This is a genomic window from Brevundimonas sp. UYEF29, from assembly GCF_040546195.1.
GTDB lineage: Bacteria > Pseudomonadota > Alphaproteobacteria > Caulobacterales > Caulobacteraceae > Brevundimonas > Brevundimonas huaxiensis.
Window position 1 is genome coordinate 116,075 of record NZ_JBEPNH010000004.1, and the last position, 19,956, is coordinate 136,030.

At 65.3% G+C, this 19,956-nt stretch carries 16 protein-coding genes; 7 read left to right on the forward strand and 9 right to left on the reverse strand.

All coding sequences use genetic code 11. The features are described from left to right. The 6 genes from ABIB58_RS08455 to flgK form a co-directional block, all read right to left on the reverse strand. A complete protein-coding gene (locus ABIB58_RS08455) occupies positions 1-777 on the reverse strand; it encodes an ABC transporter ATP-binding protein (RefSeq protein WP_354040275.1) in 777 nt (258 codons plus the stop codon). Next, positions 774-1,889 (reverse strand): ABC transporter permease, encoded by a 1,116-nt coding sequence (locus tag ABIB58_RS08460; protein ID WP_354040277.1) that lies wholly within the window; start codon positions 1,887-1,889, stop codon positions 774-776. Before ABIB58_RS08460 ends, ABIB58_RS08455 begins: the two co-directional genes overlap by 4 nt. Before the next feature lie 228 nt (positions 1,890-2,117). Continuing rightward, complete coding sequence (locus ABIB58_RS08465; RefSeq protein ID WP_354040279.1) at positions 2,118-3,572, reverse strand: UdgX family uracil-DNA binding protein; 1,455 nt, start codon at positions 3,570-3,572, stop codon at positions 2,118-2,120. Next, a complete protein-coding gene (locus tag ABIB58_RS08470) occupies positions 3,572-4,810 on the reverse strand; it encodes a putative DNA modification/repair radical SAM protein (protein ID WP_045810237.1) in 1,239 nt (412 codons plus the stop codon). Before ABIB58_RS08470 ends, ABIB58_RS08465 begins: the two co-directional genes overlap by 1 nt. Before the next feature lie 66 nt (positions 4,811-4,876). Further along, positions 4,877-5,842, reverse strand: a complete 966-nt coding sequence (locus ABIB58_RS08475; RefSeq protein ID WP_017504599.1) for a flagellin — start codon at positions 5,840-5,842, stop codon at positions 4,877-4,879. Continuing rightward, positions 5,839-7,956 (reverse strand): flagellar hook-associated protein FlgK, encoded by a 2,118-nt coding sequence (gene flgK, locus ABIB58_RS08480; RefSeq protein WP_354040282.1) that lies wholly within the window; start codon positions 7,954-7,956, stop codon positions 5,839-5,841. The genes ABIB58_RS08475 and flgK overlap by 4 nt, the downstream gene beginning before the upstream one ends. A gap of 389 nt (positions 7,957-8,345) precedes the next feature. Here flgK and ABIB58_RS08485 point away from each other — a divergent pair, with 389 nt between their 5' ends. From ABIB58_RS08485 to ABIB58_RS08515, 7 genes are all read left to right on the forward strand, one after another. Next, on the forward strand, positions 8,346-10,253 hold the full coding sequence (locus ABIB58_RS08485) for a flagellar hook-length control protein FliK (RefSeq protein WP_354040284.1): 1,908 nt from the start codon (positions 8,346-8,348) through the stop codon (positions 10,251-10,253). A 4-nt stretch (positions 10,254-10,257) separates the two neighbouring features. Beyond that, complete coding sequence (locus ABIB58_RS08490) at positions 10,258-10,986, forward strand: flagellar hook assembly protein FlgD (RefSeq protein WP_354040286.1); 729 nt, start codon at positions 10,258-10,260, stop codon at positions 10,984-10,986. A gap of 48 nt (positions 10,987-11,034) precedes the next feature. Next, positions 11,035-12,792 (forward strand): flagellar hook protein FlgE, encoded by a 1,758-nt coding sequence (flgE, locus tag ABIB58_RS08495; RefSeq protein WP_354040288.1) that lies wholly within the window; start codon positions 11,035-11,037, stop codon positions 12,790-12,792. 172 nt (positions 12,793-12,964) lie between these two features. Then, complete coding sequence (sciP, locus tag ABIB58_RS08500) at positions 12,965-13,249, forward strand: CtrA inhibitor SciP (RefSeq protein WP_026108337.1); 285 nt, start codon at positions 12,965-12,967, stop codon at positions 13,247-13,249. 91 nt (positions 13,250-13,340) lie between these two features. Beyond that, positions 13,341-14,552, forward strand: a complete 1,212-nt coding sequence (gene mnmA / locus ABIB58_RS08505) for a tRNA 2-thiouridine(34) synthase MnmA (RefSeq protein ID WP_354040291.1) — start codon at positions 13,341-13,343, stop codon at positions 14,550-14,552. Between the two features lie 159 nt (positions 14,553-14,711). Further along, positions 14,712-17,045: a TonB-dependent receptor gene (locus ABIB58_RS08510; RefSeq protein ID WP_271042923.1), complete on the forward strand. Its 2,334-nt coding sequence runs from the start codon at positions 14,712-14,714 to the stop codon at positions 17,043-17,045. Between the two features lie 164 nt (positions 17,046-17,209). After that, complete coding sequence (locus ABIB58_RS08515) at positions 17,210-17,899, forward strand: response regulator (protein WP_340190302.1); 690 nt, start codon at positions 17,210-17,212, stop codon at positions 17,897-17,899. Positions 17,900-17,905: 6 nt separating this feature from the next. Here the strand turns inward: ABIB58_RS08515 and ABIB58_RS08520 are convergent, their stop codons facing one another. From ABIB58_RS08520 to ABIB58_RS08530, 3 genes are all read right to left on the reverse strand, one after another. Beyond that, positions 17,906-18,148, reverse strand: coding sequence for a VOC family protein (locus ABIB58_RS08520; protein WP_231576579.1), 243 nt, complete (start codon positions 18,146-18,148; stop codon positions 17,906-17,908). A gap of 167 nt (positions 18,149-18,315) precedes the next feature. Continuing rightward, the gene (locus tag ABIB58_RS08525; RefSeq protein WP_045810244.1) at positions 18,316-19,017 is read right to left on the reverse strand and encodes a helix-turn-helix transcriptional regulator; all 702 of its coding nucleotides are present in this window, start codon (positions 19,015-19,017) and stop codon (positions 18,316-18,318) included. A 338-nt stretch (positions 19,018-19,355) separates the two neighbouring features. Further along, positions 19,356-19,844 carry a winged helix-turn-helix transcriptional regulator gene (locus ABIB58_RS08530; RefSeq protein WP_045810245.1) on the reverse strand — a complete coding sequence of 163 codons (489 nt, stop codon included), beginning with the start codon at positions 19,842-19,844 and terminating at the stop codon, positions 19,356-19,358. Between the last annotated feature and the right edge of the window lie 112 nt (positions 19,845-19,956).

A 19,956-nucleotide genomic window follows, 5' to 3' on the forward strand; every position in this document is an offset into this window, starting at 1 on the left:
TCAGGCGGCAGACTTGGTGGCTGCGCGTCCGCGCGGCCCCAGGAAATATTCTTTGATCCACGGATGGTCGGAGCCTTCCAGCTCCTGCACCGTGGCCTTTTCCACGACCCTCTTGTCCGCCAGCACCGCCACCTTGTCACAGATGGCGTAGAGCGTATCGAGGTCGTGGGTGATCATGAAGACGGACAGACCGAGGTCGTCCGCCAGTTGCCGGATCAGATCGTCGAACGCGGCCGCGCCGATGGGATCCAGGCCCGCCGTCGGCTCGTCCAGGAACACCAGCTCGGGATCCAGCGCGAGCGCGCGCGCCAACCCGGCCCGCTTCTTCATACCGCCCGACAGTTCGGCCGGCTTCAGATGGTGATGCTCGGGCTTCAGACCGACCATGGCGATCTTGAGCTCGGCCAGCTCATAGATGACCGACTTGGGCAGCTTGGTGTGTTCGACCAGAGGCGAAGCCACGTTCTCCAACACGCTCAACGACGAGAACAGCGCGCCCTGCTGGAACAGGATGCCGGTGCGTTTTTCGATGTCGGCGGCCTCGGCCTTGGCCAGGTTCGCTCGGTTGTAGCCCAGCACCTTCACCGATCCGCCTTCCGGCTCCTTCAAGCCGATGATGGTATTCAGCAGAACGGTCTTACCCGCGCCCGATCCGCCGACGACGCCCAGGACTTCGCCGCGCACCAGATCGAGATCGAGGTTCTCGTGGATGGTGCGCTCGCCGAACTGGCTCAAAAGGCCGCGCACCTCGATCAGGTTTTCTGGCGCTTCGGTCATATGTTCAGCTCCAGGAAGACCAGGGCGAACACGGCGTCCAGGAAGATGATGGCGAAGATGGCCTGCACCACGGCGGCCGTCACGCGGCGGCCCAGACTTTCGACATCGCCGGCGACGGCCATACCCTGACGGCAACCGATGGCGGCGATCACCAAGGCGAAGACAGGCGCCTTCACCAGCCCCACCATCAGATGCTGGGCCATGGTGCCGTCCTCAACCAGACGCTGGAAGAAGAAGGACGGGCCGAGATTCAGCGAGCTCCAGCACACGACCAGACCCCCGATAAGACCGCCGATCATGCCCATGAAGGTCAGCAGCGGCAGCATGATCACCAGCGACGCGACACGAGGAATAACAAGGGCCTGGAATGGATTGACGCCCATGACCTGCATGGCGTCGACCTCCTGGTTCATCCGCATCGACCCGATTTCAGCCGCGAAGGCCGAGGCCGAACGTCCCGCCAGAAGGACCGAGGCGATCACCACGGCGAATTCGCGGAACATGGCGACACCGATCAGCTGAACCGCGAACACTTGAGCGCCGAAATCGGTCAGCAGGTCCACGCCGATGAAGGCGATCACGGCCCCGATGAAGAAGTTGGTGATCATGACGATCGGAATGGCGTCCAGCCCGGCGCGCTCCGCCTGACTGACCCAGGCCGGCCAGCGGATGCCCCCGGGGCGTTTGGCGGCTTCGACCACGGCGGCCATCAGTCGGCCGAGGAAGGCCAGCGACAGCATGGCCTCGCCGCCAAAATCGTACACGCCGCGCCCCACCTTGGCGAAGGTGCGCACGAAGGCGCTGGGGCGTTTCGGCGCCGGGGCGCTCTGGCGCTCCAGCAGTTCGATCATGTGATAGATACGACCGGCCTCGGGTCGCTCTTTCCACTGGCTTTTGGAAAGCCGGCCGCTTGAGGCCTGCACCAGGGCCAGCGCGCCGGCTGTATCGAAACGCCCCAAGTCAGAAGTATCGATGCTGACGATATCGCGGCCTTCTAGGTCGCGGCTCAGCTCAGTCGGCAGACGACCCAGCGCCGTGGTCGTCCAGTCGCCGGTCAGACGCAGACGGGCTTCGCCATCACGATCGACGATTTCGTATGCGGCCTGGTTCATCGGGCCTCTGACGACCGGTCTGACATCGCGATTTTTCCCTGGCCCTCTGCACAGACAGCCGAAATCCCTGCCGCGCTAATGGTCAAGCCGGCAGCCGATGTCAACGCGCGATGACATTCGCGCGGATATTTATCGATCAACCGTGTCGAGATCGCCTCCCCCGATGAAACGTCCAGCGGTCACGCTGGCGCTGATGCCAAACGCGGCCGAACGGGATTCGTTCTCGCGTCACCTCATACGACGTTGCACCGCCGCCAGATCCTCAATGAACAACCGTCTCGCCTCAGACTTCGCGGCCTCGTCCGGAAGCCGCAGCAGATAGGAGGGGTGAACCGTGAGGACGGCGGTCGATCCATCGCTCAGGTCGATCGGCGCGCCGCGTTCCTGCATCACGGCCGGCTTTCGACCCAGCAACGCCAGACCCGCCGTCGCCCCAAGGACCAGCACGACTTGCGGCTTGATCAGCCTTCGCTCCGAGTCCAGCCACCAGCGGCAGGCCTGAACCTCGCCCGCGTTCGGCGTCTTGTGCAGGCGACGCTTGCCGCGCGGCTCGTGTTTGAAGTGTTTGACCGCGTTGGTCACATAGACGTCGGATCGATCGATGCCAGCCTCGGCCAGGGCTGCGTTCAGCACCTGCCCCGCCGGCCCGATAAAGGCGCGGCCTGCCAGATCCTCCTGATCGCCCGGCTGCTCGCCCACGATCATCAGACGCGCCGACTTCGGCCCCTCCCCGCACACGCCCTGCGTCGCGTCGCGGTAAAGCGGACAACGGCGACACGCCTGAACACCGCCGGCGACATCGTCGAGATTTTCGGGCACGGCCTCGGCATCGGGACGCGCCAAATGGAGGTCCGGCGCGACGGCGCGCGCGAAACGCGGATTGGGCTGAGGCGACGGCGCAGCGACCATGGTCTCGGTTCGAACCGACGAGGCCGCGACCAGTTCCGGAATCAAAGCGGCTTCCGGCAGGTTCTTCCAATAGGACTTGGCCATCTCGCCCTGCATCGTCTTCACCTTCAGCCGCGCGGGATTGAAGGTCGAGGCGTAGTAGGTCTTCCAGAAATCCTCGATCTCGTCTTCAACCGGCGCCATGTCGCGGGTGGCGGGCGGCCCGAATCGAAGGGCGTCGCCATCCCAAAACGCCGAACCATCCGGCGTCAGGATGGACCAGCGCATGGTCGTGAACCGCCGTTGGAAAAAGGGCGCGGTCTTTTCCAGAACCCGATGCGGCGGCTCGAACCACGCCATCCAGGCTTCGCCCAGATCGTCATGCACCTGGCGAAAGCGAACGAAGGCCTTCATCTTGTGCGAGGCGCGGCTGACGTTCTTGACCCGCTCCAGCGCGTCGGCGACGTCCCGGTCCGAAATGACTTTGATCAGGTCCGGCTCATCCTTCAGCCGCCATAGCAGCCGGTACATCAGATCGAAACGGTCAGCGGATCGATGCAGGATCAGGTTCTGGGCCAGATCCACGAACTCTTTCGGGACGTTGAAAGCTCTGCGGTCATCCGGCGTCGGCGACGTTTCTTCGGCAATCGGCTGATCGAATAGCCCGCCCTGTTCCACAGTCCCCGCCACGATGAACCGCGCCGCTGCGGGCTCCACACCCGCCAATCGAAACGCGCGCGCCGCCTTCCGCCAGCCGTCGAAGTCGGTCTCACCGTCCAGCGTCGCCACCGCCATCAGAACAGGCTCAACTGCTCGGGCGTGCGGCTGGTCACGCGCGCCTTCAGGTCCGCCGCATCCGTCAGTCCGCCAGGCGTCCAGTCCAGCGCCGTGATGAAGGGCCGAATCTTGGCCACCGATCGCGTCAGCCGTCCGACATCCTCCAACCGCAGGGTCCGATAGCGGCGCACCGCGACGATCCGGTCCACAGCTTTCACGCCCAGCCCCGGCACCCGCAGCAGCATCTCTCGCGGCGCGCGGTTCACATCGACGGGAAACTGCTCGCGCTTGTTCAGCGCCCAGGCCAGTTTGGGATCAACCGCCAGATCAAGCATGCCATTCGATGCCCCCTCGCCGATCTCCGGCGCGGAGAAGCCATAGAACCGCATCAGCCAATCGGCCTGATACAGCCGATGCTCGCGCATCAGCGGCGGCTTGGACAGCGGCAGGATCGAACTGGAATCCGGGATCGGGCTGAACGCCGAATAGTAGACGCGGCGCAGGCCGTAACCGCCGTAGAGCGAGGCGCTGCGATCCAGGATTTCCGTATCCGGCGCGCCGTCGGCGCCGATAATCAGTTGAGTGCTCTGGCCGCCCGGCGCGAACTTCGGCGGTTTGATCTTTTCACGTTTGGCCGGCCTGGCCGCCTCGACGCCCAAGCGCACCTGGCTCATCGCCTTCTTGATGACACCAACATCCTTTTGCGGCGCCAGTCGCGCCAGCGCCTCGTCGCGCGGAAGTTCGATATTCGCTGACAGGCGGTCGGCGTACAGACCCGCCATCTCCACCAGCTTCGGGTCCGCCTCCGGGATCAGCTTCAGATGAATATAGCCCCGGAAGTCGTGGACTTCGCGCAGCGTCTTGGCAACCAGGACCAGCTGCTCCATCGTATAGTCGCCGGATCGAATAATGCCCGACGACAGGAACAGGCCCTCGATATAGTTGCGCTTGTAGAAGTTGAGCGTCAGGTCGACCACCTCGTCGACATCGAACCGCGCGCGCTCCACATTCGACGACACGCGATTGATGCAATAGGCGCAATCGTAGATGCAGAAGTTGGTCAGCAGGATCTTGAGCAGACTGATGCACCGACCGTCCGGTGTATAGGCGTGGCAGATGCCCATCCCCTCGGTCGAGCCGATCCCCTTGCCGCCGACGGAGTTTCGTTTCGACGTTCCGGACGACGAACACGAAGCGTCGTATTTGGCGGCGTCAGCCAGAACGGAAAGTTTTCGACGCAGATCGAGACGGGCCATCGTTCTTGATACGTTCCAGAACGATGTTTGGTCCAGCGTTGCCGTTTTCTTTTTTGAAACGATGACTTAACGCAGCAGATTGAGCAGCGACGTGCTTTTCAGCGAGTTGATGATCTGGGCAGAAGCCTCGATCGCCACCTGCGCCATCTGCAGGTCGGTAATCGCTCGTGCCGGATCATAACCGGACTTGTCCTGCATCATCTTCTGCAGAGCGGTCTTCTGATTTTCCTGGGCGTCCAGCGCCGTCTCGACGTGGTTCTGGATCAGACCGTTCTTGGCCGTCTGGTTCGTCAAACCCGCATTCGCCTTATCCAGTTCGCCCATCTGCGCCTTCAAAAACGCGGTGACGTTGGCGTCGGGCTGTCCCGTCAGTGTGCCCGCGCCGGCCGGCGTATAGGTCACGCCGCCGACGGTGACCGCCGTGCCGTTCTGGAAGGCCTGAATGTTGCGGAACACCTCGGTCAGCGGCCCGCCGATCTCGCTGGCCAGAAACCCGGTCTCGACCGTGGTCTTCTCGTCGATGCGCGACTTCTGCTTCAAGGTGTCGTTGGCGAAGGTCGCGGCGGTGGACGGCGCCGCCGTCAAATCGGCCATGGTTGCAGCCGTGGCGGGAGCGATGTCGCTCTGGCCGCCCGCAAACAGGTACGAGCCCTGGTGTTCCGCGTTCAGTCCACCCTGAACCGTCTGATAGTTCAGACCGAGCTCGACCATCAGATTGTCGATCCGCCCGGCGGCCAGGCTGTTTGCAATGGCCTCGCGCGCCGCATTGCCGCCTTCGTAGATGCGGCTCATGGCAAGATCCTGGGCGCTCAGCCGCGCCTTCACGGCCTCGCCAGTGGAGATGAAGCCCTCCAGCCGCGCCTGTGTCGATGTCAGACTGGTCAGCTGTTCGGCGCCTCGACCATAGCCAGACATATCGGTGGCGATCTTCTCGCTATCGATGCGCTCCTGCGCCTGCTGCGCGCGGCCCTGCGCGTTCATCAGGCTGAGCAAGGCCGACTGGTAGTTCCCGTGGGTCGCAACGCGCGTCATTGCAGGATTCCGATCAGTACGTCGTACATGTCCTTGCTCGCCTGGATCAGGCGCGCAGAGGCGTTATAGGCTTGCTGGAAGGTGGTCATGTTGACCAGTTCCTCGTCCATGTTCACGCCTTCGGCCGAGGTGCGGCGGCTGTCCGCCTCCTTGGCCAGGGCGCTTGCCGTTTCGCTGCGGGTCTTGGCGGCCGAGGCCTTGCCGCCGATCTCGCCGGCGAAGTCCGCCGCATAGGACGACAGGGTTTTGGTCCCGCCGGCGTTGCCGCCGGCTGCGGCGAAGGCGACGTTCTTCTTGCCCACATCCCCCAGCGCCAGGCCGCCGCGCCCATCGTTCTTGCTCAGCGCCGGCGTCCCCGCCGCCGCCGACAGGTTCATCTGCGCCAGGGCCAGCTTGCCGGGGTCCTGCTGGATGTCGCTCCGCACCGTATAGGCGCCCGCCCGCGTCGATCCGGTCGCGCCCAGGCCGAACAGTTGCGACATTGAAACGCCGGACGGATCCTGGGTCGTATTGTCCTTCACGACGCTCATCGACGTCGCCGACGGGTCGTAAGCCTTGAAGGACAGCTTGCCCGCCGCATCCAGGCTGAAGGCGCCATAGCGGCCGACGCCGGTGATGGGATCGTTCAGCGCGCCCAGCATCTCGCCCATCGTTCCGGTCCCGGCGGGCACGGACACGGTGATGTCACGAAGACGCGCACCGGACGGACCGGCAAAGCGCAAGGTCAGGCTCTCGCCCGCATCGAACCCGTGCTGAGACGTCAGGGTCAGGCCCGTCTCGTAGAAGGTCGGCGTCGTCGTAGTCATCAGGTCGTTCAGGCCGAACCAGTGCGAAAATCCACGCCCGCCCTTGGCGCTGGGCGAGGTCGCATCATCGGCGATGGCCACGCCGTTTCCACCCGCCCCGTCCAGGCGCAGTTGGCCGTCCGAGAAGGTCGCCGTCGCCGTGCCGCCCAGTTGGGCGTTCAGCACGCTGAGGAAGGTGGTCGGATCGGCGGCGGCGCCGTTGATCGTCATCGTCCCGCCGGAAAAGACGATCTGCGCTGAGGCCTGGACCACGCCCGACGCATTGACCGTCGAGATGGTGGTCGTGCCAGTGAAGCCGATCAGGGCGTTCTCGAGCGACTGTCCAACGTTGCGCCCCGTCAGGGTGGTCGGCGCAGGAACGCTGCTATTGGCGTTATGGGCGCGGTTCAGTTCGTCCGCGAGTTTGGCCGTCAACTCACCCAGGCGCGCGGCGGCGGCAGGCGCATCGACATCGCGCATCTCGACCAGACCCCGGATCTGACCGGACGACACGCCGTCCAGCAGCGGCCAGCGCGTGCCGCTGGGTTCGGTGATCATGATGTCGGAGAAGGCCGTCATGGCGTCCACGGTGCCGGCCGCCTGGTACGACAGCGTCGCCGCCCCCTCGCCCACCAGAGTGGTCCCGGTATTAGTCCGCAGCGTCACACCGCCGTTGGATCGGGCCTCGACCTTCACATCCATATATTTGGACAGTTCGTTGATAAGGCCGAGTTGGGCGTTCTGGGCGCCGGTCACATCCTCGTTCGTCACCGTCCCTGCGGCGATGGTCTTGTTCAGCTTGGCGATCTGTTCCAGCAGCGGATTGACCGTTTCGACCGCGCTCAGCAGCCGGCCGTCCGCCTCCTGACGCGCCGACTGAATCTGGGACGCGATGCCGGCCGCCTGATTGAAGATCGCCTGGGTCTTGTAGATCGTGTCCTGACGCCCGGCCGATGATGTCGGGCTTTCGGCCAGGGTCGCATAGGTGGCGAACAACTTGTCGACCTGAGCGAAGAAGTTGGTGTCGCTGCTGGGATCGCCAAACTGGTTCTGGATCTGGTCGTACAGTTCATAGCGCACGGTCTGGCGCGCGGCGTCCGACCCGGCGCTGAGGCTGGCGGCCTGCAGGAAACGGTCTGTCGCCAGACGCACCCGCGTGACGTCGACACCCGAGCCATAGCCATTGGTGACCGCGGCCGACTGATCGGCGACCTTGCGGATGTATCCGGGCGTATCGACGTTGGCGATATTGTCGGCGGTGACGCGCAACTGCGACTGGGCGGTCTTCAGCCCCGACGTCGCAATGGTCATGATCGAGTTCAGCGACATTGACGCGTCTCCCCCGCCCTACCCGGCAACCGCTGCATCGCGACGCGCAGTTCTTGCCCAGCCACGCGCCATGCCCGCTCGCACAAAGCGTTGTTTTTCCACGGGATCGTTGATCGGGCGGCCGTCATGATGGGAAAGACGCGCAAAGGTCGGGCCAATCGGATGCAGACATCCCGCCTGTCGCTGATCGCCAGCGCCGCGAAGCCGGGCAAAAAGTGGCGAGAGCGCGGCAATAACGACCGCCGCGCCTCGAACCCGCAGACCCCAACACTGCGATTTGCCTTGTTTTTGCTGGCTTATTTTCTTGGCCCGACCCTTGCGTCGAGAACGACGAACTCTTGGGCGCAGCAGGCGCCGTCGTCGCTCCTTACGAAAGCCGCCGCGCTTCCATGTCCACCGCTTCCGCCCTGCTCGCGCCTGCCGCTCCGGTTTCGACCGGACCGTCGGCTGCCGCCCTGGGCGCAGAGGCCGTCGATGCGGGTCTGTTCTCCAGCAAGATCGCCGACGCGCTGAACGCGGGCGTCCACGGCGCGCCGGTCGAACGGATGACGCCCGGCCGTCTGACGGGCGCTCGGTCGCTTGGTGTCATAATGGCCCAGCCGATGACGGCCGAGCTGGACGCCGACACGCCGACCGCGACGACCGACACCATTCCTGCGACCACGGGCGAGAGCGCAGACGCCGAAACGCAGCCCGTCTTGTCCGACGAACAGCAGATCGGCACGGACACGGCCGCGAATGACGACGATACCCCTGGCCTCGTCGCCGCAACCCCGTTCACAGCCGCGCAACCGACGCTGGCCGTTCCGGTCGCCCAATCGCTCGATGTCGCGGGCTCGCCGGCCGTTTCCGAGGACGCGGCGGAAATTCCTGTCGATCCACAAGCACCTAAAGATGTTGTGTCAGTCGCTTTCGCTGCGCCCGAGGCGATGACGACGACGGTCGCCACAAATGCTCATGCTGCCTTTGACACGGCGGCCAAGACTGCGTCGGCGCCTGCCGACCGGGACCTTGAAGCGAAGTCCGCCGTGACGGCCGCGACCGCTCAAACAGTCCTTTCGGAACTCTCCGAAATCTTGACGACCGAAGCGTCGACCTCTTCTCCCGCCGCGGCGAAGCCGGCTGAAGTCGAGGCCGCCGAGGCCCCGGTCACGCCCGTTCAGCCGACGACCACCGACGGTCCGAAGCCGACAGTCGCGCCCAAGCCTGCCGTTACGGTCAAGAGCGACGCAGCGCCTCGTCCGACCGACGCAACGACGCCGGCGCCTGCAACGTCCGAAAGTGCGGCCGGCACGATCCAGACCGCTGTCGCTAACACCGACAAACCGGCCGCACCGTCGCCTATCATTCAGTCCCTTGCAGCCGCTCAGATCCCGACCGCCCAAGTCCAGATCGCCGTCACATCGACGATGCCCAAGCCGTCCTTCATCGCCCCGCCCGGCGTCGTCGCTGCGTCCACTGAGGCGGCGTCGTCTGCGACAGCCGAAACGGCCGACACAGCCGATCAGCCGGCAGAGGCGGCTCCGATCGATACGCCGAAGTCGCCGACCTCGCTTCAACCCGCCCCGCCCTTGCGCGGCAATCTCCATGCGGCGGTGGACCAGACCAGCGACGCCGCCGTTCCCGCGATCCAAACGACTACGACCCAAGACGCCCCCCCTTCCAGCGCCGGGGTAGAAGTCGCCGCCAAGCCGACGTCGCCATCCGCTAAGGTAGCCGAGGCCGCGACCGGCGGCGTCGCCACGCCGGAGCCGGCCTCGCCTGAATCCACTACCGCAAGCCCCGCGCCGCTCGATGTGCAGCCTGCGCAACAGGCCGCCGTGTCCAGCCATGCTCAGGGCCTGACCACTCTGTCACGCGCCACCGTCGAGACCACCGCCCAACTCGCCGCGCAGATGGCCCGCAAGCTCGAGGGCCGTTCGACCCGGTTCGACATGGTGCTGACGCCCGAAGATCTGGGCCGCGTCGATGTCAGCCTTGAGATCGGCAAGGACGGCCAGCTGTCCGCTCGCCTGGCCTTCGACAATCCCGCCGCCGCCGCCGATCTGAAGGGTCGCGCCGACGAACTGCGTCGCCAGCTTCAGGAGGCCGGCTTCCAGGTCGCAGGCGATGCGCTCGACTTCTCGCAACGCGATCCGTCCGCGGGCGGCGGCGCCTTCGAGCGCCAGCAGCAGCGCAACGCCCTGTTCGCCGGCGGCTCTCGCCTTGCGGCCCAGGCCGACATGCCCATCGTCCCGGCGCCCGGCGCCTGGATCAACCATTCCCTGACGCCTGACCGCGTCGATCTGAAGGTCTGACCCCATGGTCGACGCCGTCACAACCTCCGCCGCAGCGGGCCGCATCACCGGCGGCACCAAGGCCCTGGCCTCGAACTTCGAGACCTTCCTGACCCTGCTCACCACGCAGATGAAGAACCAGGATCCGTTGTCGCCGCTGGACTCCAATCAGTTCACGGCCCAGCTGACCCAGATGGCCGGGGTGGAGCAGCAGCTGCTGACGAACGACCTGCTGACCAGCCTGCTGGCCGCCCAGGCCGGCGGCGGTCTGGACAACGCCGCCAACTACATCGGCAAGAGCGTCACCGCCGCCTGGACCGCCACCGAGTTCAACGATGGCAAGGCCACCTGGGCCTACGAACTGGGCGCCGACGCGGACAAGGCCACCTTGCAGGTCGTCGACAGCAAGGGCGTCGTGGTCTGGGAGGGCGCCGCGCCCGACAAGACGTCCGGGCTGCACACCTTCTCCTGGGACGGCAAGCTGAAGGACGGCGGCATGGCCCAAGACGGCGGCGTCTATACGCTGAAGGTCGCCGCCACCGATGCGACCGGCGCCAAGGTCGACGCCCAGGCCCTGATCCAAGGCCGGGTCACCGGCGTCGAGATGTACGACGGCGCGCCGTACCTGGTGATCGGCGACTCCATCCTTCCGCTTTCGACCGTGATCTCGCTGAACGAGATCAAGGCCCAGGCGGCCAACGATACCGACGATACGGAGAATCCGAACGTCCCCACCGAGGAGGCGGCCGCATGATGCGATCCGCCGCCTTCCCGATGACCTCTATTTAAGGAGCGTTCTTCCATGAGCCTCAACAGTGCAATGCTGGCCGGCGTGTCCGGCCTGGCCGCCAACTCCGCCGCCCTGGCGGCGATCTCCCAGAACATCGCCAACGTGAACACCGTCGGCTACAAGCGCACGGCCAGCGAGTTCCAGACCCTGGTCAACAGCCAGACCGCATCGGGCGGCAGCTATTCGGCCGGCGGCGTCACCACCAACACCCGCTCCTATGTCAGCCAGGAAGGTCAGCTTCAGCGCACGACCTCCAGCACCGACCTCGCTGTCAACGGTCAAGGTTTCTTCGTCACGACGACGCAGGCCGAAAACGTCGGCGCGACGGACACCCGCCTGTTCACCCGCGCCGGCGCCTTCACCGTCGACAAGCAGGGCTATCTGAAGAACAGCGCAGGCCTTTATCTGCAAGGCTGGCCGGTGGACTCCAACGGCGAGATCTCGACCGATCCATCCGACCTGTCGCGCCTGCGCTCGATCAACATCGGCTCGGTCGGCGGCACCGCCGAACCGACCACGCGCGTCCAGATCAACGCTAACCTGCGTTCGAGCCAGGAATCGTCTTCGGCCGCCAGCGCCCAGTCCTATAAAGGCGTGTCCGATACGGCGACGCCGGCCGTGACCCACGACGTGTCGGTCCGCTACACCCGCACCGGCGCCAACAGCCACGATCTGGTGATCAAGTCCGGTTCGCAGAAGATCGACGCCTCGGCGACCTTCGACCCGACCACCGGCGCCATCACCGGGCTGACGATCAACGGCGCGAACGCCGGCTCGGCGGCCCCGGTCGGCACGCCGCCGACCCAGATCCAGTTCACGCCGGCCAGCGGCCCCGCCTATACGATCAACCTCTCGGACGTTGGCTTGGGCAACGAAAACGTCGCCAAGACGAAGTACGACCCGTCGGTCAACTCCATGGCGATGTACAACGCCGACGACGACAACCCCGTCGGCGTGAAGCCCGACTTCAAGATGAACATCCCGGTTTCAGACTCCAAGGGCGGCCAGCGCAATCTGGAACTCCGCTTCCTGAAGAGCGACGAGCCGAACATCTGGCACGCGGAAATCGTGTCCGTGCCGGCCAGCGACGTGATCGCGGGGGCACCCTACGCCAACGGCCAGATCAAGACCGGCAAGATCGCCTTCACGCCGTCGGGTCGTCTGGACGTCGACACTATGAAGGCCTGGCCCGCAGGCACGGGCCTGTTCGATGACCCGACCATGGCGACGCTGAACTTCGGCAAGTCCGACCCCGCCAACCTGACCATGCCGGCCGGCCAGGTCGCCTGGGCCGACGGTCTGGGCATCGCCGCCCAAGCCGTCACGCTGGACCTCAACACCTCGGCCGGCGGCCTCAGCCAGCTGAACACGGCCTCGGTCGTCCAGTCGACGGTCACCAACGGCACGGCGTTCGGCAATCTGAGCGAGATTAAAATCGATGAAGGCGGCTTCGTCACCGCCATCTTCGACAACGGCGTCATGCGCCGCATCGCCCAGGTCGCAGTCGCCACCTTCCCCAGCCCCGACAGCCTGCGTGAAGTGTCCGGCAACGCCTACGCTGTCAGCCTTCAGTCCGGCACCTTCAACCTGAAGGCGGCGGGAACGGGCGGCGCGGGCGAGATCGCGGCCAAGCAGTTGGAGTCCTCGACCGTCGATCTGTCGGCTGAATTCACCGGCCTTATCACCACTCAGCGCGCCTATTCCGCCTCGTCCAAAATCATCACCACGGCCGATGAAATGCTGGCCGAGCTGATCAACATCAAACGCTGATCGGCGAGTAAGTAAGCGTTAGTCTCGATGAATCGTCGCGCAAGCAAGGTTTACAGAGTCGTTCAGGGAGGGGCGGAAGTTATCCGTTCCTTCACCACGACCCTTAAACGGACCTTAGTCGGGGACGCCTACCTTCATGACACTACGGTGTTGGTGAAAGAGGCATAAGCCCATGTTGCAAGAGCGACGCCTTAATAGCAAAGGCGAACAATACGTGGTCGGACCGACTGGCACGCCCCTGACCCTCAATGACCTGCCGCCGTCCAACACGGACCGGTGGGTGATCCGGCGCAAGGCCGAGGTCGTCGCCGCCGTTCGCGGCGGCCTGCTCAGCCTCGACGACGCCCTGGCGAAATACCGCCTGACGGCCGAAGAGTTCCTGGCCTGGCAGAAGGCCATCGACAAATGGGGCATGCAGGGTCTGCGCACGACGCGGATCCAGAGCTATCGCTCCTGAGGGTTTCCCCGAAGACGTTAAGGGCCGCATCCGGCGACGGGTGCGGCCCTTTTCTTTTGCGGGCCTCGAAATCGCGCCGGTTCCGCACTAAATGGCCGCGATGACCCTGGTCGAAGATTTCTGCCCCGTTCCCGACATCGCGCGCACCGACATCGATGCGGCGGTCGAGAGCGCGCGGGCGGCGGTCGGCCTGCCGGTCGGCGCGCGGGTCGTAGCCGCCATGTCGGGCGGAGTGGATTCCACCGTCGTCGCGGCCCTGCTGCACAAGGCGGGCTATGACGTCGTGGGCGTGACGCTGCAGCTCTACGACCACGGCGCGGCGTTGAAGAAGAAGGGCGCCTGCTGCGCGGGTCAGGACATTCACGACGCGCGTCTAGCCGCCGACATGATCGGCATTCCCCATTACGTTCTAGACTATGAAAGCCGGTTCAAGGACGCGGTGATCGACCAGTTCGCCGACAGCTATCTGAAGGGCCAGACGCCGGTCCCCTGCATCCGCTGCAATCAGACCGTCAAGTTTCGCGACCTGCTGGACGTGGCGCGCGATCTGGGCGCCGAGGCGATGGCGACGGGTCACTACGTCCGCCGCGCGGTCGCCGGCAACCGCTCGCAGATGCGCAAGGCCATCGACCATTCGCGCGACCAATCCTACTTCCTGTTCGCCACGACCCAAGACCAACTGGACTATCTGCGCTTCCCCCTGGCCGATCTGGAAAAGCCCCAGGTGCGCGGCGTCGCCGCCGAACTGGGTCTGAAGATCGCCGCCAAGCCGGACAGCCAGGACATCTGTTTCGTGCCTTCCGGCGACTATCGCACCCTGATCGACCGCCTGCGTCCACAAGGGCGTGAGGCCGGCGAGATCGTGCATATGGACGGCCGGGTGCTGGGCCAGCACGCGGGCATCACGGACTATACGATCGGCCAGCGCCGCGGCCTGAACGTCGCCGTGGGCGAGCCGCTGTTCGTGACCCGGCTGGAGCCCGAGACCCGTCGCGTCATCGTTGGCCCGCGCGAAGCTTTGCTGACGGCCAGTCTGACGCTGGAAGAAACCAATTGGTTGGGTGACGAGGCGACCATCACCGAGGCGGCCGAGGCCAACATCTCGGTCCTGGCCCGTGTCCGCTCGACTCGCCAGCCCTCGCCAGCCCGCCTCGCCCTGATCGACGGCGATATCCGTGTCGTCTTCGACGAGGGCGAAGAGGGCGTCGCACCAGGCCAGGCCTGCGCCCTGTACGATCCGACGGACACCGAACGCGTCCTGGGCGGCGGCTTCATCCGCGACACGACTGCGGTCGTCGTCTAGCCCCGGCCCAAATGTGGAGACGATGTGGAGGTGCGGTGGACCCTGGTTGCAGGTTCCTCTCAACCTCGGACATCAAAGATGCACCGGGCTGTTGCACGGCTGTAAACTGCGCATCGCAAAGACGGCGTAATCCCCGCCCCGACTAAGCAGGGGATCAAAATGCATCGTCAGACCAAACTGCGCCTTCAGCTGCTGCTGGGGACCGCCCTTCTCGCCGCGCCCGTTTCCGCCTTCGCCCAGACCGCGCCGGTCCAGACCGCGCCGACGGCCGCCAGCGCCGAGCCGGCCGGTCTTGACGACATCGTCGTGACCGCGACCAAGCGCGAAACCAATCTGCAAGACACGCCGATCTCGATCTCGGTGGTCAATGCCGAAGCCTTGGCCGATCGCCACGTGCAGAGCCTGATGGACCTGGCCGACGGCAGCGTCCCCAGCCTGCGCATCGCTACCTTCGAGGCCCGTCAGTCCGCCCTGACCATCGGCATCCGCGGCATCGTGCCGAACGACGCCAACCAGCCCGCCCGCGAGCAGGGCGTTGGCGTCTATGTCGACGGCGTCTATCTGGCCCGCCAACACGGCCTCGCCGCCGCCCTGCTCGACATCGAGCGCGTCGAAGTCCTGAAGGGTCCGCAAGGCACCCTGTTCGGCCGCAACACTGAAGGCGGCGCCCTGTCGCTTGTGACCAAGAAGCCCACAGGCGTGTTCGGCATGCGCGCCATCGCCGGCGTGGGCAATCTGGAATCCTACAACTCCGAACTGCACGTTGACTTCCCCGCCCTCGGCGACTTCGCCTTCAAGGTCGACGGCATCATTTCGGTCCAAGGCCCGGTGACCGAGAACATCCTTCCGGGACAGACCGGCTTTGGCGAATATGACCGTCGCGGCCTTCGCTTCCAGACGCGCTGGACGCCTGCCGAAAACTTCACCGCCACCCTGGCGGCGGACATCAGCAAGGACAAGAACACTCCGTTCTACAGCCAACTGCTGAACTTCAACCCGAATGGCCTGACCGTCGTGCCGTTCACCTCGGCTACGGTTCCCTCGGGCAGCATCCGCGCCCTGTCGCCCCTGGTGCAGGTCGAGGGCTCCAATCGCATGACGCAGGCCGACATCGGCGTGCCTCAGCAGTTCAGCGTCGACGACACGCGCGGCATGGACCTGCACCTGTCGTATCGCCCGACCGACTCGCTGGAAATTCGCTCGATCACGGCCTATCGCGATCTGGACGTCGAACAGTACGACAACATCGCCGGCGCCCACCGTCCGCCGGTCGTCGGTCCGAACGGCCGCTTCAGCCGCTATTCGCTGGCCGGCTTCTGGCAGCATCAGTTCAGCCAGGAACTGCAGGCCGTCGGTTCGCTGGGCGACAGCATCGACTATGTCGGCGGCGTCTTCTACTTCAAGGAAACGGTGTCCGACGACGCCGCCACGCCTTCGACGAACCAGTGGAACGCCGACGGCACGGGCTACACCATTCTGGACCCCACCCCGACGATCCGCGGCTTCCGCTCGCTGGACCGAAAGTCCACCGCACACTCGGAATCCAAGGCCATCTACGGACAAGCCACCTGGACCCCGGCCAGCATGGACGCCCTGCACCTGACGGTCGGCGGCCGCTACACCTGGGACGACAAGGACGGCAAGCTGGAGGTCGTCAACAACGCCCCAACCAACCTGACCTTCAGCTCCAAGGTCGATCGCTTCGACCCGCTGGTCACCCTGGCCTATGACGTCAGCAACAACATCAACGTCTATGGCAAGTATTCGACCGGCTACCGCGCCGGCGGCGCCTCCTCGCGCTCGCTGACCTACCGCTCGTTCGATCCCGAAGAGGTCAAGGCCTACGAAATCGGCCTGAAGAGCGACCTGTTCGATCGTCGCGTCCGCTTCAATGCGGCCGTCTACGCCATGGACCGCACCGACAGCCAGATCGACTTCAGCCTGGTCACCGTCCAGGGCGCCTCAACCCGCAACACGCTGGAAACGATCAACGCCCCGGGCACCACGAAAATCCGCGGCGTGGAGCTGGAAGGCCAGTTCCGGGCGACCGACAACCTGACCCTGTCGGCGTCTTACGCCTACACGGACGCCAAGGTGCCGGACACGGTCAACCCGTTCAACGGCCAGGTGCAGCAGGTCTTCATCGCCTATACGCCTGAGAACGCTGGCAGCGTCGCCGCCGACTGGAACTCGCCCTTCATGGGCGCGACCCTGAAGGCGCACATCGACGCCAACTACGCCGATGCAGCCCACAGCTTCGAGCAGTTCGCGATCAAGGCCGACTCGTCCTTCGTCGTGAACGCCCGCGTCGCCATCGCCGACATCACGACGCGCGACGGCGGCCCGTTGCTGGAAGTGGCCCTGTGGTCGCGCAACCTGCTCGACGAGACCTACGTCTATCGCCGCGATCCGTCGAACCGGAACACCCTGGGCGACTACGGCAACTTCAACAACCCGCGCACCTTCGGCATCGAGCTGCGCGCCTCCTACTAAGCGTTCCTCCCGAACGACCGATTGGCCCCCTTCCGCCCGCGCGGGAGGGGGTTTTTCTTCGTCTGCGTGAAGGCTTTGCGACGGCGATATGAAACTTCACTGCAGCCGTCCGGTTTTGCTGGACGACGCGACGATCTGGCGCGATGGCGGCTTTCGGAGACGCCATGAGCAGCCTGATCCTGATCGCCGATGACGCCGCCGAGGGCGCCGAAATCCTGGACGCGGCCCTGCGTCGGGACGGCTTTCGCACCGTCGTCGCCGCAGACGGCCAGCAGGCGGCTGACCTGCATGCGTCGCTCAAACCCGATCTCGCCCTGCTCAGCGTTCGCCTACCCGTGCGCGACGGCTGGGATGTGCTGGGCGAACTGCGTCGGCGCGGCGAAACGCCCGTCATCATGGTCGGCGACCGGGACGAGGCCACGGACAAGCTGCAGGCGCTGCGGATCGGAGCGGACGACTATATCGCCAAGCCGTTCAAGCCGGCCGAGGTCACGGCCTCCATCCAGACCATCCTGCGACGCAGCGGCGGCGGCCGGGCCGCCAAGACCCTGCGCGTCGGTCCGCTGGAAGTGCAGTTGGAGAACTATCTGGCGGCGATCCTGACGCCGTCGGGCAAGCGCCGTCTGGACCTGACCCTGACCGAGTTCCGCATCCTGGCCCACATGGCCCGCACGCCCGTGCGCGTCTTCAGCCGCAGCGAGATCATGCAGGCCTGCTTCCCCAATCAGGCGGTTCTGGAACGCACGATCGACAGCCATGTCAGCCACCTGCGCCGCAAGCTGGACGCCGCAGACGCCGCCGGCCTGCTGACCAATGTACGCGGGGTCGGATACCGGCTCGAGGCCGAGGTCTGATCTCCCTTACGCCGCGACGGCGTAGACCCTCAGCCTATGGCCGTCCGGGTCGCCCGCTACGAAGCTGCGGACAGGCGAAACGTCCGTCGGCGGCGTCAGAATGCGCGCCCCGCGATCCCACCAGTCGATATGCGCCTGATCCACCGCCGCGGCGCCCTCCAGCGGAAAGTCGACCTCGCACACCTCGCGCCGATCGCCGGCACGCCGCAGCAGCCCAAGCGCCCGGCCCGAAGTCAGCTTGAAAGGCACGATCCGGTCCCGCCACCACAGGCCGACAACCCAGCAAGGTGGCATAGAAGCGCGCACTGACCTCCGGATCCGCGACGGCCAGAAGAATGTCCTCGATATCGCTCATCAGCCCGGCCCCTCGTGTTTCCAACACGCCAAACCCTAGCCTTAGCTGCTGCCAGTTTCCGTCAGCAGCCTTCTCCTAAGCGCGACCTTTCATGCGCCTCGCGCCAAGTCTTCATCAGCGCCTGGCGACGCGCCGGATAGCGCGCGTCCATGACCTCCACCTCGACGATGCGGTCGGTGCGGAAACTGCGAAAATCACCGCGCAGTTCGCACCACGCGATCAGCAATCTCACGCGGTCGAAGAAGGCCAGGGCGAACGGCCAGACAATACGCTCGGACGCCGACCCCGCCTCGTCGCGGTAACATAGCTTCAGCCGTCGCTCGGTGCGGATCGCTTTCCTCAATAAGGCCGGATCGACCCGATCCGCCGGGAACGGCTCTCCCGGCACGACCAGCAGGGCCGAGGTATCCATCTCGTCGCGCAGGTCGGGCGGCAGCACCGCCGAGATCCGTCCCAGCGCCGCCAGCGCCGCATCGCGCATGCGCGGGTCGGCCCGGTCCGCCACCCAGCGCGACCCCAGCACCAGGGCCTCGATCTCTTCCGGCGTGAACATCAGCGGCGGCAGCATGAAGCCCGGCTTCAGAATATAGCCGACCCCCGCCTCCCCCTCGATCGTCGCCCCTTGCGCCTGCAGGCTGGCGATGTCGCGGTAAAGCGTCCGCAGGCTGACGCCCATCTCCTCGGCCAACACCTGCCCGCTCACCGGCCGACGATGCCTCCGCATGACGTTCAGCAGATCGAGAAGGTGTTCGGAGCGTGACACCCCGCGATCCTAGCAGGCCTGCTGTCAGAAAGCGTCAGTAGGGCGGCGACATGGGCATAGCTAGCGGCTCGCCGTATCAGGACGCGCGATAGGCGCGATCGCCGCCCTCGCACGCGCGATAACTGATATCGTACAAGGGGCCGTCTGAGCGACAAGGATAGCAGATGCCCGCGCTCGTGCGGCGCACCTCGACATCGCTTTGGGAACTGGTTGCGAGCAACCGCCTGCAGTCGCCTTCCATCTTGGAGACCCAAGCTCCAGCGATGACCGCTGGAGACGACTGCGGTTGCGATCAGTGATCTCAACATCAGACGATTCATGGTCGGACGCAGCGCCCTCTAAGCCGCTTCCTTGGGCATCACGTCGCCGACTGTCGGCCTGTTCTCGGCACGGGTCAGAACCATGTCTCTGGGTTTGACGATCTCGCCGCAGCAGCCGCAGGCGATGCGTGGGGTCAGGGAATGGCCGCAGGTCTTGTGGACCATGTCGATGCCGCTGTCGGCGTCGCCATAGACGTGCTTGTTCCCCCATCCGTGCAGGGTGACCAGAACACCGTACAGATCCTTGCCCTTGGCGGTCAGGACATATTCGTTGCGCGGCGGGCGTTCGGAATACAGGCGCGGCTCCAGCACGCCGTGCTGAACTAGGCTTTTGAGCCGGGCGGCCAGGACGTTGCGCGCCACGCCCAGATTGTCTTGCCACTGTTCGAACCGGCTGACGCCGTTGAAAGCGTCGCGAATGACCAGCAGGGTCCAGGGATCGCCGATCACCTCAAGCGTGGCGGCGATGGAGCAGCTTTGGCGGCTGTAGTCGGCGGTGCGTCCCATAGGCGCGAAAGTGACGCCGCGTCAGGCATTTGGCAAGGGTTGCAAATCCGAACGCTCCAAGTCAGTCTTGTTTCGCAACGGACGTGCGAGCCTCCCGGTCCGCCGCCTTGTT